The organism is Pseudomonas sp. GW821-FHT09E12 (assembly GCF_059416085.1).
Map to the genome: position 1 here is coordinate 113,788 of NZ_JBWKOM010000005.1, position 25,858 is coordinate 139,645.

Sequence of the window (25,858 nt, forward strand, 5' to 3'; positions counted from 1 at the left end):
CTCCTACAAGGGACTGTGGAGCTTCTGTAGGAGCGAGCTTGCTCGCGATGAAGGTGAACGATGACGTGCTGTCAGCTCAGCTCGCCGCACAGGTCCAGTTCCACTAGGCGCCGCACTTCGGCGCTGTCCAGGCCGGCGCCCAGCAGGGCGTTGAGCTTGCCGAAGGCCGCTTCGCGGGTCATGCCGCCGCCGGACAGTACGCCGACGCCGCGCAGGCGGCTGCCGGCCTCGTAGATGTCCAGCTCCACGCCGCCTTCATGGCATTGGGTGATGGCGACCACCACGATGCCCTGTTCCCGGGCGCGTTGCAGGCTGGCCAGGAACTGCGGGTTATCGCTCGGCCCGGTGCCGCTGCCGAAGCACTCCAGCACCAGCGCCTGGATGCCGCTGCCCAGCAGGGCGTCGAGCTGTTCGGCGGCGATCCCCGGCACCAGCGGCAATACGCCGACCCTGGCCAGTTGCTTGGCCTGGCGGTAATCCAGCTGCGCTGGAATCGAGGTCGCCTTGGCTGCGCCACCCTGGCGCTGCAACGCCGCGAACGGATGACGGCCGAAGCTGCGGATCTTCGCGCAGCGGGTCGGCGCCAGCAGTTCACCGTGGAAGTACAGGTGCACGCCCGGCGCCAGGCCCTGGCCGAGGGCGACCAGGGCGCCGCCGAGGTTTTCCCAGGCATCGCTGTCGGTCACCCCGGCCGGCAGCATCGAGCCGGTGAACACCACGCGGGCGGGCAGGCCCAGCAGCTGGAAGCTCATGGCCGCGGCGCTGTAGGCCAGGGTGTCGGTGCCGTGCAGGATCAACACGCTGTCGCAGCCTTGCACGTCGACCGCATCGACCACGGCTTCGCGCAGGCGCTGCCAGTAGGCGGGGGTCATGTTGGCGCTGTCGATCAGCGGCGCCATCTCGCGAAAGCGCCAGTCGGGCACCACCAGCTCGGGCTGGCTGTGCAGGTAGTCGCGCATCCGCGCCTCGAAACCCGAGGCCGGGGCCAGGCCGTGGGCGCTGGCCTGCATGCCGATGGTGCCGCCGGTGTAGAGCACCATGACGTTCTGCGCGGCAGGATAGGTGTTGGCATTCATTGGGGAGTCTCCGGAACGATGACAGCGTGCGGTCGAGCATGAAGCTGACCGCCGCTTGTGTCACGCCGGGCGCAAGACATGCGCCCGGTTTTTACCCGATCAGCGTTGCGCTGCGGGAATACCTTGCGGCTGAACGTTGGCCTCGGCAGCAACCGACGGGCTGGTCGGCCAGGCCTTCAGGTCCAGGTCCAGATCGGTAAATTTGCTGGAGTCGAACACTGGCTGGCTGACGCCGGCGCGGCGCTGCTCGTCGTAGTCGCGCATCACGCGCAGGCCGACCTTGAACAGCATGGCCAGGGCCACCAGGTTGACGAAGGCCAGGCAGGTCATGGTGATGTCGGCGAAGGCGAACACGGTCGACAGGTCCTGCATCGAACCCCAGACCACCAGCGCCAGCACCAGGCCTCGGAAAGTCATCAGCGCAGCGCGGTTGCGGGTGAGGAACTGCAGGCTGTTCTCGCCCAGGTAGTAGTTGTAGAGGATGCAGGTGAAGACGAACAGCGACAGCGCGACGCTGACGAACATGCGGCCCCAGTCACCGACCACGGCGGCCAGCGAGTTCTGGGTCAGGACGATGCCGTCACCTTCGAAGCCTGGGGTGTAGAAGCCCGACAGCAGGATCAGCAGCGCGGTGCAGGTGCAGATCACGAAGGTGTCGAGGAACACGCTGAAAGCCTGGACCACGCCTTGGGCGCCCGGGTGCTTCACGGCGGCCACGGCGGCGACGTTCGGCGCACTGCCCAGGCCCGCTTCGTTGGCGAATACGCCACGCTTCACGCCCATGACAATTGCGCTGCCGAGCAAGCCGCCGAAGGCCGGGTCGAGACCGAAGGCGCTCTTGAAGATGGTTTCCAGCATGGCTGGGACCTGTTCGATCTGGGTGCCGATCACGTACAGGGTCACGCCGATATAGGCCAGAGTCTTGATCGGTACCAGCAGGTCGGACACCGAGGCGATGCGCTTGATACCGCCGATGAAGGTGATGGCCAGCAGCACCGCCAGGACGATACCGGTGTGTTGTGGGTCGAAGGCAAAGGCGTTCTGCAGCGAGTGGGTCACGGTGTAGGACTGCAGGCCGATGAAGGCGAAGCCGTAGGTGACCAGCAGCAGGATCGAGAACACCACCGCCATGCCTTTGAGCTTCAGGCCGTGCTGGATGTAGTAAGCCGGACCTCCACGGTACAGGCCGTCGCCATCGGCGCGCTTGTAGACCTGGGCCAGGGTACATTCGAAGAAGCTGCTGGACATGCCGACCAGTGCGGTCACCCACATCCAGAACACCGCACCCGGACCACCGAGGGTCACGGCGATGCCGACACCGGCGATGTTGCCTGCACCGACACGGCCGGCAAGGCTGAGCATCAGGGCCTGGAACGAGCTGAGCTGCCCGGCGCTGCCTTTGAGGCTGTCGCGGAACACCGCGAACATGTGGAAGAAGTGGCGCAATTGAACGAAACGCGAGCGGATCGTGAAGTAGCTACCGAGCCCGACAATGAGCACGATCAGTACTTTCCCTGAGAGGAAGTCGTTGATGACTTCGAGCATGGAGTATTCCTCGCTGTTTTTTGTAAAGGCAGAAGCTGGGCGGTCCGAAACATCGAGTTACACACCGTCGCGCGGGCAGCACGACAGGTGGGGCGAGTGTTCGTCCCGGTTCCAATTCGCGGGTTGTTATTAGTTCGGGTTTCCCATGGGGTTGAGCCTCGTTACCGACGGCTGTCCATGTGAAGAGGGGGCGCACTATACCGGTGCGCGCGCCCGCCGTCTGCATATAGCGCGTCGAGCCGAGGAACGGCAGACGGGGAAAGGGGCTGAATCGAGCGCCTCGGCACGCTTTATCGCCTCCGTAGGAGCGAAGCTTGCTCGCGATGAACGTCAACGAAAATGCGGTGTGGCTGGCAGAGCGCCGCTTTGCGGCTATCGCGAGCGATCGAGCGTCGACCGGCCGCTCCTACAGAAGATTCCCGTCGCAGACGATACCGGCGACAGCTTTGCGTTTTCGTAGGAGCGGGTCGGTCGACGCTCGATTGCCCGCGATGGGGGGCGGCGCGGTCCGGCAGGCCTCAGAAGTAGTAGCCGATATTGACATTGGTCCGGTAGTACCACTGGTTGCTGCCCACCGAGCTGGTGCTGGTGAAGCCGCTGCCGTTCTCCGCGCCACCGTAGGGGTTGGCGTTCCGGGCCCAGGTCAGGTCGACCCAGGCCATGATCGGCATGGCCAGGAACTGCGCGCCCACGGTGTACATCTGCGAGTCGTCCCAGCCGCTCCGGTCTTTCATCATCCGGCTGTAGTCGTTGTACAGCTTGATCTTCTTCAATTGCCCGAGCTTGGGCGTGTAGATGTCGTAGCCGACGTTGAACGAGGCGATGGTGGCCTTGGAGGCGATCAGGTACGCCGGGGTCAGGCCGTTGCCGCCCATCAGCACCGAATCCTGGCTGACGCCGGTCGGGTTCTGGGGATCGAACTCGTAGCGGATGCCCTGGGTGGTGACGGTCCACGGACCCTTGCTGATGACCGCGTGCACGCCCGCGGCCCAGTAGTCACCATCGTCCCTGGTGGTGGCGTTGTAGAGCTGGGCGGTGGCCAGCGAGGCGCCGATCTCGGTCTTCCAGCCATCGCTGTTGAAGGTCCGCGCCACGCGGGCGTTGAATTGGTTGCGCTTCTCGTTGTCCTGGCGCGACTGGGTGAAGGCAATGGCGTTGTTATCGAGGTCGGCGTAACGCCCGACTTCCGGCGAGTAGCGAATATCCGTGGGCAACATGCGCGGGAAGTAGCCGAGCTGCACGTCCCAGTCCTGATCCTTGTAGGTGTATTTGAGGCCCGAGCCTGCGCTCACGCCGTAGCCCATGAAAAACGGGATGTGATAACTCCAGCCGAACTGCGGATAGGGCTCCAGGCCGAAGGGCTTGAACGGCGCCCCCAGTTGCAGGCTGGCGTTGGCGTTGAGCCGGTAGCCGACGAAGCCGCGGTCGATGGAGCGCTTGCCGTCGTCCTGGAACCAGTAGCCGATATCGCTGTAGAGGTTCTTGTAGGTGGCTTGCACATCCAGGCGGAAGGTGTCGAACAGGAACCGGCCGTTATTCTCGGTGGTGTCCCAATGTTCGTCGCGGTAATTGGTGCGCAGCGTGCCGCCGATATCCAGGCTGCTGTCGCCGTCGTCACTGCGCCAGGAAATATGCGGAAAAGGCTTGCTGGCGGCGTTGGCCCGCACGGGGGCGGAAGGAATGGGTTCGACGGCGAAACTTGCGCAACTGACTACCATCAATCCTGCACATAAGACATGACGTTTCATTTTTGACCTCACCTTTAATGCTCGGCGCTACTTGATGATCGGCAACACTTACCCGCTTGCCTGATAAGGCAACTGTGGCGGGAGTGGGTCTTGCCGGATTAAGTGCTGGTTATTGTTGTTTTATCGGTGGAACGCCGTTTGGCCCGTGGATTTACAGGGGGTAGAGCAGGAACTGTGCCAGGCATCCTGCATCTTGGATGTTTATGAAAAGGTTATTGAAAACAATTGTTTATATGGGAAACACAGGCTTCTGTGCAGCCTGTGAAACAGCGGGGAAAGTGGGTAACAAAGTTGCGCGTTATGGGTGCGTCTTTATTGCACGCTGTTAAATAAGCGGGCAGGAAGTTTGTTTTACTGGTGAACAATCAGATGCCTGTCGGTTACAGCGAAAGTTCATTTTTCGCCATAAACCGCGAGCCTAAAAAAGGCCGACATCACTGCCTGTAGCCGCTGCCGAGCCCGCGAGGCGGCGAATGGCACCGCAGGGGCCGCCATCCGGACGCCGGGGTGCATCAATGAAGTGCGGTTGGCAGGTTTTGCGGCTGCTGCGCAACCGATCGCAGCCTCGCAGGCTCGGCAGCGGCTACAACAGCGGTTTTGCAGCTTCTCAGCGGTTGTGGCGGCCATTGTGTGGGAGTGTCGGCCGGCGACATGCCTGGATTCCTGTAGCCGCTGCCGAGCGGGCGAGGCTGCGAACGGCACCGCAGGGGCCGCCATCCGGACGTCGGGGTGCATCAATGGAAGTGCGGTTGGCAGGTTTTGCGGCTGCTGCGCAACCGATCGCAGCCTCGCAGCCTCGGCAGCGGCTACAGCGGTCGTTTTGCAGCCTTTCAGCGGTTTTGGCGGTATGTAATAGCCGTACAGCCTTTGCCTGGCAACGATTACGTAGCAATTACGTAACCGTTACGTAGCAATTACATAGCGTGCTAGAGATCCAGCACCAGGCGTCGGCTCTTGCAGCCGGAAACGCAGACCATCATCGATCGGTTGGCCGCCCGTTCGGCCTTGGTCAGCACGCCGTCGCGGTGGTCGATCTCGCCTTCCACCACCCGCGTTTCACAGGAGCCGCAGACCCCTTCGCGACAGCTGTGGTCGATGTCGCAGCCGGCTTCGAGCAGCACATCCAGCAGGCTCAGGCCGGGCTCCACGGACAGGGTCTTGCCGGACTTTTTCAGCTCGACGCTGTAACTGCTCTGGGCGTCTGCGCTGGGCGGCAACTCGGCGGCGGCGAAGCGCTCGATATGGGCATGGGGATAACCCAGGCGCTCGCAGGTGGCTTCGAAGGCATCGAGCATCGGCGTCGGGCCGCAGCAGTAGAAGTGCGTGTCCGCCGGCTGGCCGGCGAGGTAGGCGGCGAGGTCCGGCGGCGCGCCTTTCTCGTCGTTGAAGTGGTAGATCACCCGGGCCTTGAGCCCGCTCAGCTCTTCCACCAGCGCGGCCTCCTGGCGCGAGCGCGCGCAGTAGATCAGCTCGGCGGATTTTCCCAGGGCCAGCAGTTGGCGGAACATGCAGTAGATCGGCGTGATGCCGATGCCACCGGCCACCAGCACGCTGTGGCTGGCGCTCGGTTCCAGTTCGAAGTTGTTGCGCGGCGCGGCGATCGACAGGTGCATGCCGACCCGCAGCTGGCTGTGCACGTATTCCGAGCCGCCGCGGCTGTTGCGGTCGCGCAGGATGCCGACCACATAACGGCCCTGGTCGCTGGGCGAGTTGAGCAGCGAGTAACTGCGCACCAGGCCGTTGGCCAGGTGCAGGTCGATGTGCGAGCCGGCGTCGAACGGCGGGAACACCGTATCGCCCAGGGGCCGCAGCTCGACGCTGATGATGCCTTCGGCTTCGTAGCGCAGGGTGTGGACGCGGGCGGTGAGGAAGGAGGGTTTAGACATCGTTCACCTCTATGACGGTACGCAGGTCGACATCGAGCCGGGCGTCGGCCTCGATTTCGACCCGTAATTCGGGAAACACCAACGCACTGACCGCCACCAGGGTGGAGGTCGGGAACAGCGCCTGCCCGGCAAAGAAATCGCGCCGGGCGCGGCCCACCTGCTCCTTGTCGGCGATGTCGGTGAGGTACACCGTCAGCCGACAGATATTGCCGATATGGCCGCCGGCGGCTTCCACCAATGCCTGGATCTTGCCCAGCACCAGCAGGGTCTGGGCGTAGCCATCCAGCGCCGCGCCGGCTTGCGCGGCCTCGCGGCTGGCGGGGTGCGCGGTCATGCCGGACAGCAGCACCTCGCGGCCAATCACCAGGGCATTGGACCAACTGGCGCCGGCCGGCTCGGCCACGGCTGCGCTGCGCACCCGGTGCACGGCCCGGTTCATGGCAACTGCTTCGCTTCGATCAGTTCGAGCTGGGCCTTGGCAGCGTTCTTCAGGTAGCGCCGCAGCCGCACCACGCCCAGGTCGTGCTGGTAGAGGTTTTCGCGCTGGTTGGCGTCCGGCTCCATGAACTCCAGCAGCACCCGGTCCTGCTCCAGCACCGCCCAGTGCCGTGCTTCCAGGCGGTTCTTGTAGAGGAAACGCCAGGTGTCGCGCTGCCAGCCGGTCAGCGGACGGCAGCGCCAGTGGAACACCGCCGCCAGCGAGCGGCTGCTCGGGGTGTAGCTGCCGATGATGGTGAAGTTGCCGCCCGGGCCGCCGGTTTTCGGGTAGGGAATTTCCAGGCGCAGCCAGTGGCAGCCGTTGTCCATGAACTCGGTCCAGTCGAAGTTCACCCCGCGCTGGCCTTCCTTCTCGAAGAAGAAGCCGTTGTCGGTGTCGCGGGTGACGAACTTGGCGGTGGCTTCGCCTTCGCTCATCGAGTGCGACATCTTGTGCAGGTAGGTGCCGTGCATCGGGTCCATGACGTTGTCGAGCACGTAGCGGTAGTCGCCTTTCCACTCGGTGTAGCAGACGAAGCTGCTCCACTCGGGGGAACTCAGCTGCTCCGGCAGCACCAGTTCCGGCGGGGTTTCCAAGTGCGGGTCGGTGGCGTTGAACAGGAAGATCGCGCCGGCGGCTTCGCGGGTGTGGAACATCCGCGTCGGCCGGCTGCCTTCGAGCTTGCAGCCGGGGCTGCCGGGCACCTTGGTCACGGTGCCGTCGCAGCGCACTTCGATCCCGTGGTAAGGGCATTGCAGGCGATCACCCAGCACCGGCCCCTGGGACAGCGGCGCGCCGCGATGCGGGCAATGGTCTTCCAGGGCATGGACGCTGCCATCGTTGTCGCGCCACAGGGCGATCTTGTAGCCCAGGCGGCGCACCGATACCGGCTTCTCGCCCAGCAGGTCCGAGGGCAATACCGGGAACCAGAGGTCCTTGAGGCCATTGGCCAGGTGATTTTCAACAGGGTCGACGGTCAGTTGCGTATTCATCTTGTTATTCCTTCTGCCGGGTCATTCGCCCAGCCGGGCCATCAGGGTTTTATAGGCATCCTCGGTCCACTCGCCGCTGGTCAGCGGGCAGGGCGGCCCGGCCAGGTTGAGGTGGGCGAGCAGCGCCGGCAGCTCGCTCACGCCATTGCCGAAAGCGCGCTCGATGGAATCGCCCAGCAGCTCTTCGAACTGGGTGTTGGGCCGCTTGCGCGCCTGATGGGGTTCGAGGAATCGTTCGTGGGTGTTCATGTCATTGACCTCCGTTGCGTACCCGTTCGCGGATCGTTTCGCGTACCGGGATAAAGTCGTATGTCGGGAAAACCTCAGTGCCGAACACGCCCCAGGCCGAGCGTTCGAGCTCGACGTTGAGGGCCGGCAGCAGGCTTGGCGGCAAGCGCAGGGTGACGATCTGGCCCAGGCCCATGGCCACGGTCCACGACACCAGCTCGACGCCTTGCGGTGGAAAGCGCTCCCACCAGTCCTGCTGCTTCATGTGGCGCTGGATGTCTTCCAGGTTCTTCGATTGGTCGTGCTTGAGCAGCACGGTCACCAGCAATGTCTCGCTCATGTTCAGGCCGCGCTGTCGGTGGGCACGGCCCAGGCGTCATAGCCGTAGACCCAGTCGGCGTTGCCGCCGTCCTTGAGCCACTGGTTGCCCCGCGAGCCGATCTGGATCTGGCTGGTGCGCGCCAGGCGCGCCTGCTGGTAGGCCTGCAAGGCCGCGGCGACCGACGCCGGGCTGTCGAGGTCGTGCAGGTAGCGGGCGAGCACCACCGCGTCCTCGATGGCCTGGCCGGCGCCCTGGGCCATGAACGGCATCATCGGGTGGCAGGCGTCGCCCAGCAGGGTGATCGCGCCCCTGGACCAGAACGGCAGCGGGTCGCGTTCGTACAGCGCGGTCTTGAGCACATCGGTGCAGGCGTCGAGCAGGGCGCGGGCGTCCGGGTGGAACGCCCGGTAGTGGCTGCGCAGTTCCTCGGCGTCGCCGGCACTGGTCCAGGACTCCTCGTGCCAGCTGTCCTGGGCGGTAGTGGCGAAGATGAAGATGTCCTTACCCTGGTTCAGCGGGAAGGTGACGATCTGGCTCTGCGGGTTGGGGCCCCACCATTTGGTGAAGGCCTGGATGTTCGGCACCTGGGCCACGCGCTCGGCCGGCACCACCGCGCGGTAGGCCACCACCCTGGTGAAGCGCGGATGTTCTTCGCCGAACAGCGCGTTGCGCACCACCGAGTGGATGCCGTCGGCGCCGATCAAGACATCGCAGCGGTGCTGGCTGCCATCCTTGAAGTGCAGCGCGATGCCGTCGTCGTCTTGCATCACCCGCTCGACGCGCTTGGCGAATTGCACCTGCTCCAGCGGGAACACTTCGGCCAGGGCCGCCAGCAGGTCGGCGCGGTGGATGGTCAGTTGCGGCGCGCCGTATTTGCGCTCGGCGGCGTCGGCCATTTCCAGGCGCGAGGTTTCTTCGCCGCTGTCCCACATCCGGCTGATGCGATGGGTCGGCCGGGCGGCCGGCAGGCGCACCGCGGCACCTATGCCCAGGCCGTCCAGCGCGCGCACCGCGTTGGGCGTGAGGTTGATGTCGGCGCCGACCCGCAGGAAGGCTTTCGACTGTTCGAACACGGTGACCCGGTGGCCGGCGCGGTGCAGGGCGATGGCGGCGGTCAGGCCGCCGATACCGGCGCCGGCGATGGCAATGTTCAGGGAAGACATGGACGACTCCTGCTCAGGGTTTCGGTTTGTCGGTGAGGAATTTGCCTTGCGGCGCCTCGACGTTCTGCTGGCGCCGGGTGTGGCCGTCGATGCCGCCGGCAATCGCCCATTCGGCGAACACCGTGGGCCCCGGTTCGAAGGTGCGCGGCTGCCATTCGCCGGTCAGTTGGTCTTCGTCGGCGTAGTACTCCACCAGCGCGCCGGCGGGGTTCTTGAAGTACCAGAAGAACGCCGAAGACACCGGGTGCCGCCCCGGGCCGATCTCGGTGGTCCAGCCGCTGCGGGAGATGTGCATGCCGCCGCCGAACACTTCGTGCACGTCGCGCACGGTGAACGCCACGTGGTTGAGCCCGGCCCGCGGCGCCGGCAGTTGCAGCATGAACAGGTCGTGGTGGCCGCCTTCCTCGGCGGTGCGCAAGAACGCCCCGCGGTCCGGATAACGGTCCGAGGCCTGGAAGCCGAAACGCTCGTGGTAGAAGGCTTCGCAGGCGTTCACGTCCTTGACGAAAAACACCACGTGGCCGACTTCGATCGGCGTCGCGCGTTCATAGACCGGCGCCGCCTTGTTGATCCGGCCCTTGGTCTGCCAGGTGTTGTGGCCGCTGCACTCGATGTCGATCTCGCGCTTGCGGGTCACTTGCAGGCGGATCGCCAGGCCGTTGGGATCGGTGCAGCCGATGCGCCCGTCGGTCTCGACAAACCCTGGGTCATGGGCGATGCGCTGGCGGTACAGCGCCAGGTCCGCCGTACTGGCCACGCCCCAGACCACTTCGCGCACGGTGGAGCCGGCCTCGATGGCGGGCGGCAGGCCCGGCTTGTCCAGGTCGGCGAGCACCACGCGGCAGCCGTTGAGGGTTTCGAAGATCACCTCGTCGGGCTGCGCGCTGACCTGCTTGAGGCCCCAGTCGCTGAAAAACCGCACGCAGGTGTCCAGATCCTCGACGCCATAGGTGACTTCATCGATGCCTAACACGCTCATAGCGCTACCTCTCGTGGCACACCGGCCCAGGCCAGTGGCTGTTCGTTCATGCCCCAATAGAGGCTCTTCTGTTCCATGTACTGCAGGATGCCCAGGCGGCCTTTTTCGCGGCCCAGGCCGCTGTCGCGCCAGCCGCCGAAGGGCGTGGAGATCGAGAACTGCTTGTAGGTGTTGATCCACACCGTGCCGGCCTGCAGGCGCCGGCCCAGGGCCCAGGCGCGCTTGTAGTCGCGGCTCCAGATCCCGGCCGCGAGGGCGTACAGGCTGTCGTTGGCCTGCTCCAGCAGCTGCGCTTCGTCATCGAAGGGCATGGCCACCAGCACCGGGCCGAAGATTTCTTCCTGGCAGGTCTGCTGGCTGTTGCTCAGGCCTTCGAGGATGGTCGGCGGGTAGAAGTAGCCTTGATCGTAGATGCCGCCGGTTGGGCGCTGGCCGCCGAGCAGCAGGCGTCCGCCCTCGGCCAGCCCGAGGGCCACGTAGCGCTCCACCGATTCGCGATGGCCGGCGCTGATCAGCGGGCCCATCTGGGTGTTTTCGTCGGCCGGGTCGCCGACCCGCAGGTTGGCCGCGGCCGCCACCAGGCGCTGCATGAACGGCTCGTACAAGGCGCGGGCGACGAACAGCCGGGAGCCGGCGATGCAGGCTTCACCCGAGGAACTGAAGATGCCGTACAGCACCCCGGCCACGGCGTGGTCGAGGTCGGCGTCGTCGAGGACGATGGTCGGCGACTTGCCGCCCAGTTCCAGGGACACCGGCATCATCTTGTCGGCGGCGATATGGGCGATGTGCTTGCCGGTGCGGGTGCCGCCGGTGAACGACACGCGCTTGACCAGCGGATGCCGGGTCAGGGCGTCGCCGAGCAGCGAACCCTTGCCGGGCAGCACGCTGACCAGGCCCTTGGGCAGGCCGGCTTCTTCGCACAGGCGGGCCAGGCGCAGGGCCAGCAGCGGGGTGATTTCCGCCGGCTTGATCACCACCGCGTTGCCCGCCGCCAGGGCCGGCGCGACCTTCTGCGCCTCGCTGGCGATCGGCGAGTTCCACGGGGTGATCGCAGCGACCACGCCCATTGGCTCATACACGCTCATGCTGACGAAATCGCCGCGCGACGGGGTGATGGTTTCTTCCAGGGTTTCGCAGGCCGCGGCGAAGAACTGGAAGGTGCCGGCGGCGCTGGCCACCAGGGCGCGGGTCTCGTTGATCGGCTTGCCGTTGTCCTGGCGCTGCAATTGCGCAAGCTCTTCGCCGCGCTCACGGATCAGTTCGGCGATGCGGTACAGCACGCCGGCCCGCTCGTGGGGTTTGCGCTGGGCCCAGCCGCTGTGCAGGAACGCCTGGTGCGCGCCCTGGATGGCGTCTTCGACATCCTGCAGATCGGCGGCGTTGAGCCAGGCCACGGCTTCGCCGGTGGCCGGGTAGCGGCTGGCGTAACGCTCGCCGCGGCCCAGGCGCCACTCGCCGGCGATGCAGATCGGTAAAGTCTGTTCGAGGGTCATCGACCGGCTCCTTAAATGGATATCGCGTGGGCGTGGTTGCCCAGGGCGCGGACCACGCTGTACACGGTCAGCGCCGAAGTCTTGGGGTTGGCCAGCAGCGGCTTGCCGCGCAAGCTCAACTCGAAACCGCCGAAGGCGCCCCGGGCTTCGAAGTGGTGGACGTTTTCCTCGCTGTGGGGGTCGGCGATCAGCGTCACCTGGGTGCGATCCAGGCCGATGCCGGCCAGCGACAGGGTGGCGGCGACGTTGGCGTTCTTCGGGTACAGCCGCGCCGCTTCGCGGGCGCTGCCCTGGAAGATCACCGTGGCCTCGCTGATGCTGTCGAGGTCGCAGGCCTGCTCGCCGGGGGTGTTCTTCCAGGCGCGGGCCGGCTTGCGCCCGGTGTAGTTGACCGAGTCCAGCCCGCCGACCTTGGCCGCCGACAGCGCATCGATGCCGCCGATGGCGCCGGGCAGCAGTTCGATGCGGGTCTGGCCGCGTTCGGCGGCGGCTTCCAGGCGCTCCACCAGGCCGACTTCGGACAGCGCGCCGACCGAGACGATCAGGCAGGCGATGCCGCGCTCCAGGGCCGGCAGCACGTGTTCTTCAATGGCCCGGTGGCCGGCGCATTCCACCAGCAGGTCCGGACGGGCGTCGGCCGGCAGCGCGGTGAGTACCTGCGGCGGCTGCTTGAAGCTGGCCAGGCGCTGGCGCACCAGGGCTTCGGAACCCTGGGAGGCGATGACGTAGTCCACGCACAACTGCGGGTCCTGCTCCAGCAGTTCGAGCACGCCGACGCCAATGGCGCCGCAGCCGATCATGGTGATATGCAACATGGCGCGATCCTCAGGCGGTGGCCTTCTGGGCTTTGGTTTCGCTGTTGGGCGGGCCGGCGAACTGGGTGGCGAAGTTGCCGACGCTGAGCATGTCGACTTCCAGCAGGAACGGGCCGGGCTGGCTCAGGGCGCTGTCCACCACCTTGCCGAAGTCCTTGAGGTCGGTGACCAGGCCGTGGCGCAGCCCCAGGGACTCGGCGAGCTTGGTGTAGTCCGGGGTGTGCAGGTCGACGTAGCAATGGCGGCTGCCGTAGACCGCGTCCTGGATATTGCGGATCACCCCGTAGCGCTGGTCGTTCATCAGCAGGATCACCAGGTTGGCGCGCTCCTGGACCAGGGTCGCCAGCTCACCGAGGTTGAGGATGAAACCGCCGTCGCCGGCCAGGGCGAAGACCTTGCGCCCGGGCGCGGTTTCGGCGGCGGCCACGGCCGCGCCGATGCCCATCGCCAGGCCCTGGCCGATGCCGCCACCGAGGGCGTGGACCCCGGCGCGCGGGTGATAGAGGGTCAGCAGGCGGTTGCCCCAGATGCTGTTGGACAGGGTCACGTCGCGCACCCAGGAGAAGTTGCGGCCGGTGCTGGCCTGCAGCTGTTCGACCATCGCCGAGTACGGCCCCAGGTCGGCCACCAGCTGGCTGCGCGATTGCTCGCGGACCGCCTTGAGTTCGGCGAGGAAGTCCGGGTCGGTCTGCAGGCGGCCTTCGAGGCGGTCGGCCAGGCCCTCCAGGGCCAGCGCGGCGTCGCCGCAGATAAACAGTTCGCTGGCGTAGCTGCGGCCTTCGATGGCCGGGTTGGCGTCGATGCGCAGGGTGTTCTGCGGCAGCTTCAGGGCGTACTTGAAGGTCTCGTTGCTGCGCAGCCGCGAGCCGGCGATCAGCAGCGCGTCGCAGGTTTGCAGGAACTGCTCGACCCGCTTGTTCTGCGAGAAGGCCCCGAGGCAACGCTCGTCGTCTTCGTTGACCACGCCGCGGCCCTGGGTCGAGGTGATGACGCCCACGCCCATGGCCAGCAGGCGCTTGACCTGCGCCCCGGCATGCCGGGCGCCACCGCCGAGCCAGAGCAGCGGACGCTTGGCCCCGGCCAGGCGTTCGGCGACCAGGTCGAGGGCTTCCGGCGCCGGCACCGCGACCGGGATCGGCAACGGCGACAGGTCGGTGGGCATCGGGATAAAGGTCGACTGGATATCGATCGGGATTTCCACGCTCACCGGCCCGGTCGGCGCGGTCAGGGCGGTCTGCACCGCCAGCTTCAGGGTGCTGATGGCGGTCTCGACGCTGCGCACGCGGAACGCCGCCTTGGACACCGCCTTGAGCATGTTCAGCTGGTCGCGGGCTTCGTGGATGTAGGCCAGTTCCTGGTCGAGGTACGGCGTTTCGATCTGCCCGGTGATGTGCAGCAGCGGCGTGCCGGCGGTCTGCGCTTCGACCATGGCGCCGGCGGCGTTGCCGGCCGCGGTGCCGGTGGAGGTCAGGCACACGCCGAGGCCGCCGGTGGTGCGGGCATAGGCGTCGGCCATGTTGGCGGCGCCGGCTTCGCCGCGGGCCATGACGAAGCGGATATTGCCGCGCACGGCAAAGGCATCGAGGATCGGCATGTTGTGGATCGAGATCACGCCGAACGCGGCCTTGACCTCGCATTGTTCGAGAAAGGCGGTGATGGCAGCGCCCACGGTGACAGTGTTTTCGTTACGCATGGCGGGACAGGCCTCCGGATACATCGATATGGCTGCCTGTGGTGTAAGCCGACAGAGGCGAGGCCAGGAACAGGATCGCGCGGGCCGCTTCCAGCGGCAGGCCCAGGCGCCCCAAGGGAATGTGTTTGCGTTGCGCCAGCTGGGCGGTCCATTGCGCCCAGTCGAGGTCGCGTTCTTCGCGGGCCTCGAAGCGCCGGCGCCATTGCCCGGACTCCACCAGGCCAATGAGAATGCCGTTGACCCGGATGCCCTGCGGGGCGAATTCGGTGGCCATCGAGCGCACCAGGTTCATCACCCCGGCGCGGGCGGCCGAGGTGGCGACCATGTGCGGTTCCGGCTGGCAGGCCAGCAGCGAGTTGACGCAGACGATGGCGGCCTCGCGCTGGCTTTCCAGCTGGGCCTTGAAGGCGCGGACCGGGTTGATCACCGAGAAGAATTTCAGGTTCAGCTCTTCGCTCCAGGCGGCGTCGCTGGTGTCGGCGAAGGTCGAGACCCGGCCTTGCCCGGCGTTGTTAATCAGCACGCTGGCCTCGCCGAGCGCGGCCTGGCTGGCATGGGCGAAGGCGCTGACCGACTCGGCGTCGAGCACGTTGCACACCTGGGCCAGCATCCGGGCCTGGGGGAAGCGCTGGCGCAGGCCGGCTTCGGCGCTGCGCAGGCGCTCGCCGTCGCGTCCGCAGAAGGCCACGGCGGCGCCGGCTTCCAGCAGCAGCTCGACGCAGGCCAGGCCGATGCCCGAGGAGCCGCCGGTGACGATCGCGGTGCGGCCTTGCAGTTGATAAAGGCTCATCTCAATCCCTCATCAAGGCGGTCACGCGCTGTTGCCCGTCGTGGGCCACGCCGTTGTAGTTGAGCAGGCGCGACAGCTCGTCGGCGCTGCGGCGGACCTGCGACAGCAGTTCCTCGAAATTGACATGGCCGATCTGCGTGGTGGGGATGGTCACGCCCAGGGCGGCGGCGATGCGCCCGCTCTGGTCGCGCACTGGCGCGGCCACCGTGGAGATCGCTGATTCGAAGAAACCTTCGCCGCTGATAAAGCCGCGCTGGCGGTCGGCCTGGACCATGTCGAACAGCTCCAGCACGGTTTTCGGCGTGCTGTGGGAGTACTGCTCCAGATGCTCTTCGGGGTACAGCTCGCGCAGTTCGGCCAGGGACAGGTCTTCCAGGAGGATGCGCCCCAGCACCGTGGCGTGGGCCGGCAGGCGGGTGCCGACGTTGACCGCGTTGGAGAACACCGAGGGCGGCGAGACCTTGGCCACGTAGACGATCGAGCGGCCGTCGCGCACCACCAGGTTGCTCGGGTAGTTGAGGCGGTCGCACAGGCGCGCCAGCAGCGGCTGGCCGAGCTCGGTCAGCTCCAGCGACGCCAGGTATTCGAAGCCCAGGCGCAGCACCGACATGCCGAGGCGGTATTCGTTGCCGCTGCGGGTGACGAAACCCATGGTTTCCAGGGTGGTGAGCAGGCGGAAGATGGTCGAGCGCGGCAGGGCCAGGCGGCGGGCCAGTTCCGGCGCGGTCAGGGTGCGGTTGCGCCGGCTGAACTCGCAGAGCAGCAACAGGCCACGCTCCAGGCCCGGCACTATGTATTTGTCCTGAGCGTCCTTCAGCGGATCGGAGTCGTTCATAGGGTTCTACCTGTCAGGGATTCTTTGATGGCAAAGGCCAGGCGGCCCGCGACCACCAGCGGTTGTTCGATGGGGCTGGCATGGCCCGCGTCGGCGATCAGGTTGAAGCTGGCGCCCAGCGCCTTGGCCAGGGTCAGGCAGGTCTCGGCCGGGGTGATGCGGTCGGCCTCGCCGCAATGCACTTCGCAGGGCATGCCGGGTTGGCCGTGGCGCAGCAGGTCGTCGCCGCACAGCAGCTCGATGGCCTGGCGATAACCCGCGGGGTTGAGCCGCGCCATGTTCCAGCGCACCCAGGCCAGGGCCTGCGGCGCGGCGTTGGGCGAGAGCATGTGGGCACTGCGTTGTTCGGCCAGGCCGGCGATCCCCAGATGCTCCAGGTTCTCCAGGCGCTGGCGGCGCACCAGCTGGCGCTGCTCGCCGCGTTCCGGGGCGCCATAACCCCGGGCCGGGCTGATCAGTACCAGGCGACTCACCCGGCTCGCCTGTGAACTGCGAGCGAAGGCCAGGGCCGGCAGCGCGCCGAGGGAATGCCCCACCAGCACGCATTCCTCGACGTCCAGGGCATCGAGCATCTGCACCAGGCGGGCGGCGTAGTGCTCGGCCTTGGGCGCGGGGGATTCCAGGGGGCTGGAATCGCCGTAGCCGGGCGCGTCCCAGGCGATGACCCGGGCCTGGGGCGCCAGCTGTCGGGCCACCTCTAGCCAGGACGCCGCCCCGGAACCGATGCCGTGCAGCAGCACGATCGCCGGGCCCGCGCCGCATTCGCGCAGGGCCTGCCGGCCGCCGGCCACGGGCACCAGGCGCTGGGCAAAGTCGCGGGCCAGTCGGGCCTGGAGGTCCGCCGTCGATACGGGTTGAGAGAGGCCTGGCAACATGGGCTTATCCGCGCTTGATCGAGGCCAGAGGGTGCTCTGGCGGATAGGTCGGGGTGATCGGCTTTTTCGCGCCGAGCATCACGCACATCAGCGCGTCTTCGTCGCCGATGTTGATCTCTTCGCGGTACACGCCCGGCGGCACGGAAATCACGTCGCGGTCGGTGAGGATGGTCTCGAAGCGCTCGCCATCCTTTTCCAGCACCACCTTGAGCTTGCCGCGCAGCACGAAAAACACTTCCTCGACGTCGATGTGCAGGTGTGGCGGGCCTTCGTGGCCGGCCGGGATGACCATGGTGGAGAAGGTGAAGTGCTCCGACGCAATGGTGTTCATGTCACTGCTGACACCAGTGCCGCCGGTGCCGATGTAGCGCATTTGCGCGCGACGGAATTTCGGGTCGTAGTCGGCCTGGAACTTCAGCGCGTCCCAGTCGTACTTGCGCGTCTGGTAGCGGGCGATGCGCGTGTTCATCCAGGTTTCCAGGCTCGCGCCGGCAGGGCGGTCCCAGCTTTTCGGGGTGGCGTTTTGGGCAGATAGATCGGTCATGACAGTCTCCAGATCAAGGCATGACGAACCCGCCGTTGACCGGCAGGGTTTGTCCAGTGATGAAGCGGGCAAGGTCGGACAGCGCGAACAGCACGGCGCCGCTGACGTCTTCGGGCAGTTGCGGGCGCTGGATGGCCCGCTGGTCGTTGTACAAACGGTGGCGTGCCTCGGGCACGTAGGCGGTGGCCTCCACCAGCACCAGGCCGGGGGCGATGGCGTTGACCGTGATGTTGTCGGCGCCCAGCTCGCGGGCCAGGCTGCGGGTCATGGCGATGATCGCGCCCTTGCTGGCGACGTAGGCCAGCAGGTTCGGCGCGCCCCACAGCGGGGTGTCGGAGGCCAGGTTGACGATGGCGCCGTGGCCGCTGGCGCGCAGGGCCGGCAGGCAGGCGGTGGTCATCAGCCAGGTGCCGCGCACGTTGACCTGCATCACCTGGTCCCAGGTGTCGATGCTCAGCTCTTCGCAGCCTTTGCCGCCGGAGTTGGTGATCGAGGCGTTGTTCACCAGGCCGTCGAGGCCGCCGAGCAGGTCCAGGGTGGCGGCGATGCAGGCGTCGATGGAGGCCGGTTGGGCCAGGTCGAGGGTCACAGCCTGGACGTCCAGGCCTTGGGCCCGCAGTTCGCTGGCGGCTTGCTGCACGCGCTCTTGCAGCACGTCGGCGATCACCACCCGGGCACCGGCCCGGCCGATGGCCTGGGCGAAGGCGTAGCCCAGGCCACGGGCGCCGCCGGTGACCAGCACCTGGCGCCCTTCAAGCAGAAGATTCTGGCTGTTCATTATTGGGTGCTCAGCATGGCTTTGGGCATGTAGTGCAGGACGCGTTTTTCCGCCCAGACCACGGCGCCGTAGGCGATCACCCCGATCAGGGTGAGCATGACAATGGCGACGAACACCCCGGCGGTGTTGCCCTGGCCCTCGGCGTCCACCAGCAAGAAGCCCAGGCCCTGGTTGCCGCCGACCAGCTCGCCGACGGTGACGCCGATCACCGCCAGGGTCGAGGCGATGCGCAGGCCGGAGAACAGCGCGGCCATGGCCGAGGGGAACTCCACCAGGCGGAAGATCTGCCAGCGGCTGGCGTTCATGGTGCGCACCAGGTTGATCATGTCCGGATCGACGGTGCGGATCGCCGAGAGCACGTTGATCATCACCGGGAAGAACACGATCAGGATGGCGATCAGGATCTTCGGGTAGATGGTGTAGCCCAGCCACATCACGAACAGCGGCGCGAAGGCGACTTTCGGGGCGATCTGCAAGGCCAGGATGTAGGGCGACAACATGGCTTCGGCGGCGGGCGACAGGCCCAGGGACACGCCGATCACCACTCCCAGCAGGGCGCCGAGGCCGAAGCCGACGATGATCTCCAGCGCGGTGATCAGGGTGTGTTGCAGCAGGCCGCCGCTGTGCCACATCACCAGGCTTTCCTGGGCCACGCGGCTCAGTTGCGGCATGACGAATTCGGGCATGCCGAGCAGGCCCGGGCCCCATTGCCAGAGCACCAGGAACAGGACCAGCAGCGCGGCGCTGCCGAGCATGGAGTTATTCAGGCTTTTCATCGTGTGCGTACCTTGTTGTCCCGGTGGCTCATTGCGCGGCGACCGGGCTGTCGACGAATTGGTTGGTGAACAGGTCCTCGAGCTTGGGCTCCTGGCTGACGATGCCTTCGCTGACGTAGAACTGGCGGACCTTGTCCAGGCGCTGCGGATCGATGTGGCCGAGCACGCGCTGGTTGGCGTAGACATGCTCGACGTAGAGCTTGAAAACCTTCTCCAGCGAGTCTTCCTTGCCGGCGTAGGCCGGCACGACCTTGGCGAAGGTCACGGCGGCGGCGCGCGGGTCCTGGATAATGTCGCGCATGCCTTGCAGGGTGGCCTGGACCACGCCGCGCACGACCTTGGGCTGGTTCTTGATGGCGTCGTCGGAGGCGAGGATCGCCTGGGCCATGCTTTCGAAAATCTGCGCCTGGGGAATCAGCTTGATCCGCACCCCGGCCTCTTCGGCGTTGACCACCCAGTCCGGCACGCCCGCCATGGCCTGGGCCTTGTCGGCCGAGAACAGCTGCCAGACCCCGGCCGGCCCGGCGGCCTGGATATTCACGTCGGTCTTGCTCAGGCCGGCTTTGCGCAGCGAGGCGAGCAGGGCGTAGTAGGTGGTGTCGGAGTAGGACATCACCGTCATGGTCTTGCCCTTGAGGTCGGTGATGGACTCGATATTTTCCTTGGCGTTGGTGGCGATCATAGTCACCCCGCCGGAGCCCAGCACCGCCACGGCGCGCACCGGAATACCATTGGCCCGGACCACGATCGGCGTGTCGCCGATGGCGCCGCCGAGCAAGGCATTACCGGCACCGATCTGCTTGGCCACGTCGACCCCGCCCTTGGCGGCGATAAAGGTCAGGTTGAGGTCCTGGTCGGCGTAGTAACCCTTCTCCTTGGCGATGATCCAGGGCGCGAAGGCCGGCGAGTTGGGCGGTGCCGGCAGCAGGTAGGTGACGTCGGTCCGGGCCTGGGCCGTGCAGGCCAGGCCGAGGCCCAGGCTGAATGCACAAAGACGTTGAAACAGAGACTTGAGCATGGGGACTCCTGAATCGGTTGGGGGCCGCGAGGGCGGTGATCAGTGCAGTTCGGTGTCCGCGCCGACTTGCAGCAACTCCATCAGGCGGCCCACCAGCGGGCCGATTTCCGGCAGCTTGCGGCGCTCCAGCGGGTTGTCGCGAAACGGCAGGTCGATGCTGATTTCTTCGATGATGGTGCCGGGGCGGGCGCTCATGACCAGCAACCGGTCGGACATGGCGATGCCTTCGATCAGGTCGTGGGTGATGAACAGGGCGGTCTTCTTTTCGTCGTAGAGCATCCGCGCCATGTCCTGTTGCAGGATCATCTTGGTCTGGGCGTCGAGGGCGGAAAACGGCTCGTCGAGGAACAGCACCTGCGGGTCGATGGCCAGGGTCCGGGCCAGGGCCGCGCGCTGGCGCATGCCGCCGGACAGCTGGAACGGGTAGTGATCGGCGAAGCCCTTGAGGTGGCAGCGTTCGAGCAGGTCGTTGGCCACGGTCTGCCGGGTCGCGGCGGGCACGCCCTGGATCTCCAGGCCCAGCTCGACGTTGCGGCGAATGCTGCGCCAGGGCATCAGCAGGTCTTTCTGCAACATGAAGGCGACCTGGCGTACCGGGCCGGTGACCGGCTCGCCGCTGACGAACACTTCGCCTTCGCTGGGGCGATACAGGCCGGAACCCATATTGAGGATGGTGCTCTTGCCACAACCGGAAGGGCCGATGATCGATACCACTTCACCCCGGCGAATCTTGAAGTTCACCTCGCGAATAGCGAATGGCGCTGCGGATTGGCCCTTGGCCGGGAAACATTTGCCGACATTGCGAAATTCAATTTCAGTCGGCTCCAGATCTTCCTTGGGAGCGGGCTTATTCCATTGAGGGGCGACGGCGTACATCTCTTTCACAGCCATTGGGAAGGTACTCTGGTCTGTTTTATAGGTGATACGCCGTTTAGTGCATGAACAATGCCAGTGCTTTATAACGCGGTGTTTTAGTTTAAAAGTCCTTGTTTATTAATGAGTTGTAGTTATTTAGTTGAAAATGAAACGTTCCATATATGAAACATGGTTTCTTATTTGGCACGAAATTGCACACTGCCCGGGCAAAGCCTGGGAAGTTGCAAGAAGTCGGTGCTTGTTCGGGTAACGCAAAAAGCGGGATAAATCGCTTACTTGTTTTGTATATGAAACAGAGCAAGTAAAAGTTGTCGCTTTATCAGGGGAAGAAAGAGGCCTTGAGGGCGTTTGTGGTCCTCAAGAAAAGTATCTGCAAGCGGGACCAGGCCGGCTCGGGGGTTACCGGGCATGTGCTCAAGAACGGTTGCAGTCCTTGTCGATACTCCTGGGGCGGCATGAGGTCACTGTGTTTGGCGATGCGGCAGGCCAGGCCCTTATGTCAGGTAACGCCCCGGCCATTCGCCGCTCAGGCTGGAAACTGCTGTATATGCTGTTCCACCCACTCGAACAGGCGCTCGTCGAGCAGCGCTCGGTAGCGGTTGTAGGCGCCCTGATGGCTGTTGAAGAGCGGGTCCTGATTGATCCGCGCGGCCAACGCGCTGGGGCTGTCGCTCCCGGCATGGCTCGCCCTCAGGTGTTTCTGTCGCTGATCGGCCTGTTCCAGGGTGTCCGCCAGGGCGTCCAGTTGCAGGTGCCTGAATTGGGCGATGACCTGGGGCAGGTGAAAGTGCAGGGCACTGTCAAAGCCTTCCCAGTCCTCAAAGGCCAGCCACTCGTGGAGCACCATGAAGCAGCGCGGCGCCGGTGCCAGTTGTTCCAGCGGCTTGAAGGCCAGCCAGTACTGGCGCGGCAGTTGCTCCTCGGTTTCGATGGCCTGGGCGATCAGGTCCAGGGCCCGGCCCTTGTCTCGGTGATGTTTGCGCAGGATGCGCTGGGTCAGGGTGAAGCGTGCTTCTTCTATAGCGTGCAGGGCACGGTTCAGGTCGTAGCCGGCGTTGTGCAGGTGTTCGCGGGCTTGCTCGGGAGGCAGGCCGGACTTGTCCACCAGTAACTGCAACAGCTCGGACTTGTAGAGCTCGGCGGCTTGCTGGGGATTGCCCGCGCAGCGGGCCAGCAGGGTTTGGGCGTGGCGCAGGCCGATGGGGATCAGGTTGCGCAGTTGTTGAAGGGCCTGGATGTGCGTCGGGTCCATCGACGGGATGCCTTGGTATTCGTTGCCGGTCGCGGCGGGAGGTCGATTATCTACCCTGATGGCCGGTTGTGCCTGGCCAAAGCCTGGGCAAAGTATCGCGAAGGCCTGGATCTGTAGCCGCTGCCGCAGGCTACGATCGACCGCGAAGCGGGCGCGGCGGTTTCAAGGGCAGGTAAAGGAACAGGCAAAAAAAAGGGCTTGGAGAAGAATCTCCAAGCCCTCAAAAGGTGAGAGGTGTCTAGTCCCTCGACCTGGTGAGCGGTGCCCTGTGGCCAGGGCGGGCGTTGGTCAGGCTTTGAGCGGGACCAGACGCGGGGCAATCATGTTTTCCGGGCGCAGGATGTCGGCGAGCATGGCGTCGTCGAGCAAGCCTTCTTCGCGCACCAGTTCCAGTACGCCGCGGCCGCTTTCCAGGGCGATGCGGGCGATACGGGTGGCGTTTTCATAGCCGATGTACGGGTTCAGCGCAGTGACCAGGCCGATCGAGTGCTCGACCAGTTCGCGGCAGCGCTGCTCGTTGGCGGTGATGCCGGTGATGCAGTGCTCGCGCAGCATGTCCATGGCGCGTTGCAGCAGGCGGATCGAGTCGAAGATCTTGAAGGCGATCAGCGGCTCCATCACGTTCAGTTGCAGCTGGCCGCCTTCGGCCGCGATGGTCAGGGCCAGGTCGTTGCCGATGATCTGGAACGCCACCTGGTTGACCGCTTCCGGGATCACCGGGTTGACCTTGCCGGGCATGATCGAGCTGCCTGGCTGACGCGCTGGCAGGTTGATCTCGTTGATCCCGGTACGCGGGCCGCTGGACAGCAGGCGCAGGTCGTTGCAGATCTTCGACAGCTTGACCGCGGTGCGCTTGAGCATGCCGGAGAACAGCACGAAGGCGCCCATGTCGGAGGTGGCTTCGATCAGGTCGGCGGCCGGTACCAGCGGCTGGCCGCTGATGGTGGCCAGGCGCTGGACGGCCAGGGCCTGGTAACGCGGGTCGGCGTTGATGCCGGTACCGATGGCGGTACCGCCCAGGTTCACTTCGGTCAGCACTTCCGGCGCCAGGGTCTTCAGGCGGGCCAGGTCTTCGCTCAGGGTGGTGGCGAAGGCACGGAACTCCTGGCCCAGGGTCATCGGCACGGCGTCTTGCAGCTGGGTACGGCCCATCTTCAGGACGTGGCTGAATTCTTCACCCTTGGCGGCGAACGACTGGATCAGGCTGTCGAGGCTGGCCAGCAGCGCGTCGTGGCCCAGCAGCAGACCCAGGCGGATCGCGGTCGGGTAGGCGTCGTTGGTCGACTGCGCCATGTTCACGTCGTTGTTCGGGTGCAGGTACTGGTATTCGCCCTTGCTGTGGCCCATGGCCTCCAGCGCGATGTTGGCGATGACTTCGTTGGCATTCATGTTGGTCGAAGTGCCAGCGCCGCCTTGAATCATGTCCACCACGAACTCTTCGTGGAAGTCGCCGCGGATCAGACGGGCACAGGCTTCGCTGATGGCAGCGTGCTTGGCTTCGCTCAGGTGACCCAGCTCGCGGTTGGCGTCAGCAGCTGCCTGCTTGACCATTGCCAGGGCCACGACCAGTTTTGGGTAGTGCGAAATCGGAACGCCAGAGAGGCGGAAGTTGTTCACCGCTCGCAGGGTCTGGATGCCGTAATACGCTTGAGCAGGTACTTCGAGTACGCCAAGCAGGTCTTTTTCTGTGCGGAAAGATGCAGCGGAGGACATGATAGAAATCATCTCGATATGGACCCGGTCTGTGCCGGAACGCTGCGAATCCTAGGCCTGCGGGAAAATTTGGGCCAATGCTGTTAAACACTGGCCTATGCATAAACGGCATAATGCCCGTGTGACGCCGCTTGCGCGGCAAGCGTGTGACCTAAAATGGTGCGTTCCCCGGGAGGACGTGATGAATCTGGAAAGCAAATGGCTCGAGGACTTCAGTGCCCTGGCCGCCACCCGCAGCTTCTCGCAGGCCGCCGAACGGCGCTTCGTGACCCAGCCGGCTTTCAGCCGACGGATCCGCAGCCTGGAAGCGGCGCTGGGGCTGACCCTGGTCAACCGCTCGCGCACGCCGATCGAACTGACGGCGGCGGGGCAGCTGTTCCTGGTGACCGCGCGCACGGTGGTCGAGCAACTGGGCGAAGTGCTGCGGCACTTGCATCACCTCGAAGGCGGGCAGGGCGAAGTGATGCAGGTCGCCGCGGCGCACTCCCTGGCCCTGGGTTTCTTCCCGCGCTGGATCGCCCAGTTGCGTAACGAAGGCCTGAACATCGCCACGCGGCTGGTGGCGACCAACGTCGGCGAGGCCGTGCATGCCCTGCGCGAAGGCGGCTGCGACCTGATGCTGGCCTTCTATGACCCGGACTCGGCCATGCAGATGGACCCGGAAATCTTTCCTTCACTGCACCTGGGCCAGACCGAGATGCTGCCAGTGTGCGCGGCGGATGCCGCCGGCAAGCCGCTGTTCGACCTGGAAGGCGAGGCCAGCGTGCCGCTGCTGGCGTACAGCGCCGGGGCGTTTCTCGGGCGTTCGGTGAACCAGCTGCTGCGCCAGCGCAACCTGCGGTTCACCACGGTCTATGAAACCGCCATGGCCGACAGCCTCAAGAGCATGGCCCTGGAAGGCCTGGGGATTGCCTGGGTGCCGCACCTGAGCGTGCGCGCCGAACTGGCCCGCGGCGAACTGGTGGTCTGCGGCGGCGCGCAATGGCATGTGCCGCTGGAGATCCGCCTGTACCGCTGCGCCCTGGTGCGCAAGGCCAACGTCCGGCTGCTGTGGCGCAAGCTCGAAGGTGGCGCGGCGCAGGGCACAGGCAACACCTGACCTGTAGCCGCTGCCGAAGGCTGCGCTCGCTCTGGGCGGCACTCCGTCGCAGGGGCCGCAAAACCTGGCGACGCGGTCTGTCTGAAGGAGTGGGAATACCGCCTTTGCGCCGGCTTCGCCGTCGATCGCAGCCTGTGGCAGCGGCTACAGGAATCTGGCAACGATCCTGGCCCATGCTGACTGACCCAAAAGTCAATAAAACCGCCGCTTTGCGCCTGAAACATGGTGTATGACAGATGGTCGGCAAAAGTGCGTTTAATGCACCTTTTTCGGTATACTGCGCGGCCTTCGGCCGGTTCGTCCGGCCATAATTCGCACATTCAAGCCACGCACTCCGCGTGGCTTGTTGTTTTTGACGCGCCCGCGGGCGCCCAGAGAGAAGAGGCACGACGATGAGTGCATTGGTTGGCGTGATCATGGGCTCCAAGTCCGATTGGTCCACCCTTAGCCACACCGCCGATATGCTGGAAAAGCTCGGCATCCCTTACGAGGTGAAAGTGGTCTCTGCCCACCGCACCCCGGACCTGCTGTTCCAGTACGCCACCGATGCCGAAGCGCGTGGCATCGAGGTGATCATCGCCGGTGCCGGTGGCGCGGCCCACCTGCCAGGCATGTGCGCGGCCAAGACCCACCTGCCGGTGCTGGGCGTTCCGGTGCAGTCATCGATGCTCTCGGGCGTCGACTCGCTGCTCTCCATCGTGCAGATGCCCGCGGGCATTCCGGTCGCCACCCTGGCCATCGGCAAGGCCGGCGCGATCAACGCCGCGCTGCTGTCGGCGAGCATCCTTGGCGCCAAGCATCCGCAATTTCATACTGTGCTGAAAAAATTCCGCGCTGAGCAGACAGACAGCGTCCTGGACAATCCAGACCCACGCATCGCCTGA

25 protein-coding genes are annotated in these 25,858 nt (G+C 65.5%); 2 read left to right on the forward strand and 23 right to left on the reverse strand.

Annotated features, from left to right (window positions below; genetic code table 11):
* Positions 1–71: 71 nt before the first annotated feature.
* The 23 genes from AC07PQ_RS15590 to aspA all read right to left on the reverse strand — a co-directional run bounded on the left by AC07PQ_RS15590 (position 72) and on the right by aspA (position 23,875).
* Positions 72–1,076 (reverse strand): asparaginase, encoded by a 1,005-nt coding sequence (locus tag AC07PQ_RS15590; RefSeq protein WP_007927556.1) that lies wholly within the window; start codon positions 1,074–1,076, stop codon positions 72–74.
* Positions 1,077–1,175: 99 nt separating this feature from the next.
* Positions 1,176–2,621, reverse strand: a complete 1,446-nt coding sequence (locus AC07PQ_RS15595) for an alanine/glycine:cation symporter family protein (RefSeq protein WP_493185854.1) — start codon at positions 2,619–2,621, stop codon at positions 1,176–1,178.
* A 518-nt stretch (positions 2,622–3,139) separates the two neighbouring features.
* Entirely contained in the window at positions 3,140–4,369 is a 1,230-nt protein-coding gene (locus AC07PQ_RS15600; protein ID WP_493185855.1) for a hypothetical protein, read from the reverse strand.
* Positions 4,370–5,295: 926 nt separating this feature from the next.
* Positions 5,296–6,255 (reverse strand): PDR/VanB family oxidoreductase, encoded by a 960-nt coding sequence (locus tag AC07PQ_RS15605; protein WP_007928482.1) that lies wholly within the window; start codon positions 6,253–6,255, stop codon positions 5,296–5,298.
* Positions 6,248–6,694, reverse strand: coding sequence for a Rid family hydrolase (locus AC07PQ_RS15610; RefSeq protein WP_101336305.1), 447 nt, complete (start codon positions 6,692–6,694; stop codon positions 6,248–6,250). Before AC07PQ_RS15610 ends, AC07PQ_RS15605 begins: the two co-directional genes overlap by 8 nt.
* Positions 6,691–7,725, reverse strand: a complete 1,035-nt coding sequence (locus tag AC07PQ_RS15615) for a Rieske 2Fe-2S domain-containing protein (RefSeq protein ID WP_493185856.1) — start codon at positions 7,723–7,725, stop codon at positions 6,691–6,693. The genes AC07PQ_RS15610 and AC07PQ_RS15615 overlap by 4 nt, the downstream gene beginning before the upstream one ends.
* Before the next feature lie 21 nt (positions 7,726–7,746).
* The gene (locus AC07PQ_RS15620; RefSeq protein ID WP_007928486.1) at positions 7,747–7,974 is read right to left on the reverse strand and encodes a recombinase-like helix-turn-helix domain-containing protein; all 228 of its coding nucleotides are present in this window, start codon (positions 7,972–7,974) and stop codon (positions 7,747–7,749) included.
* Position 7,975: 1 nt separating this feature from the next.
* Complete coding sequence (locus tag AC07PQ_RS15625; RefSeq protein ID WP_085532767.1) at positions 7,976–8,293, reverse strand: hypothetical protein; 318 nt, start codon at positions 8,291–8,293, stop codon at positions 7,976–7,978.
* Between the two features lie 2 nt (positions 8,294–8,295).
* Complete coding sequence (locus tag AC07PQ_RS15630; protein ID WP_493185857.1) at positions 8,296–9,438, reverse strand: FAD-dependent monooxygenase; 1,143 nt, start codon at positions 9,436–9,438, stop codon at positions 8,296–8,298.
* A gap of 13 nt (positions 9,439–9,451) precedes the next feature.
* Entirely contained in the window at positions 9,452–10,417 is a 966-nt protein-coding gene (locus AC07PQ_RS15635) for a VOC family protein (RefSeq protein ID WP_102680247.1), read from the reverse strand.
* On the reverse strand, positions 10,414–11,910 hold the full coding sequence (locus AC07PQ_RS15640) for an aldehyde dehydrogenase (RefSeq protein ID WP_007928494.1): 1,497 nt from the start codon (positions 11,908–11,910) through the stop codon (positions 10,414–10,416). The genes AC07PQ_RS15635 and AC07PQ_RS15640 overlap by 4 nt, the downstream gene beginning before the upstream one ends.
* 11 nt (positions 11,911–11,921) lie before the next feature.
* Entirely contained in the window at positions 11,922–12,725 is an 804-nt protein-coding gene (locus AC07PQ_RS15645) for an aspartate dehydrogenase (protein WP_493185858.1), read from the reverse strand.
* Positions 12,726–12,735: 10 nt separating this feature from the next.
* Positions 12,736–14,418 carry a thiamine pyrophosphate-binding protein gene (locus tag AC07PQ_RS15650; RefSeq protein ID WP_007928497.1) on the reverse strand — a complete coding sequence of 561 codons (1,683 nt, stop codon included), beginning with the start codon at positions 14,416–14,418 and terminating at the stop codon, positions 12,736–12,738.
* A complete protein-coding gene (locus tag AC07PQ_RS15655; protein ID WP_493185859.1) occupies positions 14,411–15,208 on the reverse strand; it encodes an SDR family oxidoreductase in 798 nt (265 codons plus the stop codon). The genes AC07PQ_RS15650 and AC07PQ_RS15655 overlap by 8 nt, the downstream gene beginning before the upstream one ends.
* A 1-nt stretch (position 15,209) precedes the next feature.
* The gene (locus AC07PQ_RS15660; protein WP_007928502.1) at positions 15,210–16,043 is read right to left on the reverse strand and encodes an IclR family transcriptional regulator; all 834 of its coding nucleotides are present in this window, start codon (positions 16,041–16,043) and stop codon (positions 15,210–15,212) included.
* Positions 16,040–16,918 (reverse strand): alpha/beta fold hydrolase, encoded by an 879-nt coding sequence (locus AC07PQ_RS15665; protein ID WP_150053138.1) that lies wholly within the window; start codon positions 16,916–16,918, stop codon positions 16,040–16,042. The genes AC07PQ_RS15660 and AC07PQ_RS15665 overlap by 4 nt, the downstream gene beginning before the upstream one ends.
* Before the next feature lie 4 nt (positions 16,919–16,922).
* On the reverse strand, positions 16,923–17,462 hold the full coding sequence (locus AC07PQ_RS15670; RefSeq protein WP_493185860.1) for a cupin domain-containing protein: 540 nt from the start codon (positions 17,460–17,462) through the stop codon (positions 16,923–16,925).
* A gap of 13 nt (positions 17,463–17,475) precedes the next feature.
* Positions 17,476–18,240, reverse strand: a complete 765-nt coding sequence (locus AC07PQ_RS15675; protein WP_493185861.1) for an SDR family oxidoreductase — start codon at positions 18,238–18,240, stop codon at positions 17,476–17,478.
* Positions 18,240–19,016 carry an ABC transporter permease gene (locus AC07PQ_RS15680; protein WP_007928506.1) on the reverse strand — a complete coding sequence of 259 codons (777 nt, stop codon included), beginning with the start codon at positions 19,014–19,016 and terminating at the stop codon, positions 18,240–18,242. Before AC07PQ_RS15680 ends, AC07PQ_RS15675 begins: the two co-directional genes overlap by 1 nt.
* A gap of 28 nt (positions 19,017–19,044) precedes the next feature.
* On the reverse strand, positions 19,045–20,034 hold the full coding sequence (locus AC07PQ_RS15685; protein WP_493185862.1) for an ABC transporter substrate-binding protein: 990 nt from the start codon (positions 20,032–20,034) through the stop codon (positions 19,045–19,047).
* Positions 20,035–20,073: 39 nt separating this feature from the next.
* Complete coding sequence (locus AC07PQ_RS15690; protein ID WP_052034491.1) at positions 20,074–20,910, reverse strand: ABC transporter ATP-binding protein; 837 nt, start codon at positions 20,908–20,910, stop codon at positions 20,074–20,076.
* Between the two features lie 526 nt (positions 20,911–21,436).
* Positions 21,437–22,162, reverse strand: a complete 726-nt coding sequence (locus AC07PQ_RS15695) for a hypothetical protein (RefSeq protein ID WP_493185863.1) — start codon at positions 22,160–22,162, stop codon at positions 21,437–21,439.
* A gap of 288 nt (positions 22,163–22,450) precedes the next feature.
* On the reverse strand, positions 22,451–23,875 hold the full coding sequence (gene aspA / locus AC07PQ_RS15700) for an aspartate ammonia-lyase (protein WP_007928510.1): 1,425 nt from the start codon (positions 23,873–23,875) through the stop codon (positions 22,451–22,453).
* Positions 23,876–24,056: 181 nt separating this feature from the next.
* Here aspA and AC07PQ_RS15705 point away from each other — a divergent pair, with 181 nt between their 5' ends.
* Positions 24,057–24,974 carry a LysR substrate-binding domain-containing protein gene (locus AC07PQ_RS15705; RefSeq protein WP_007928511.1) on the forward strand — a complete coding sequence of 306 codons (918 nt, stop codon included), beginning with the start codon at positions 24,057–24,059 and terminating at the stop codon, positions 24,972–24,974.
* 392 nt (positions 24,975–25,366) lie between these two features.
* Positions 25,367–25,858 carry a 5-(carboxyamino)imidazole ribonucleotide mutase gene (purE, locus tag AC07PQ_RS15710; RefSeq protein ID WP_007928512.1) on the forward strand — a complete coding sequence of 164 codons (492 nt, stop codon included), beginning with the start codon at positions 25,367–25,369 and terminating at the stop codon, positions 25,856–25,858.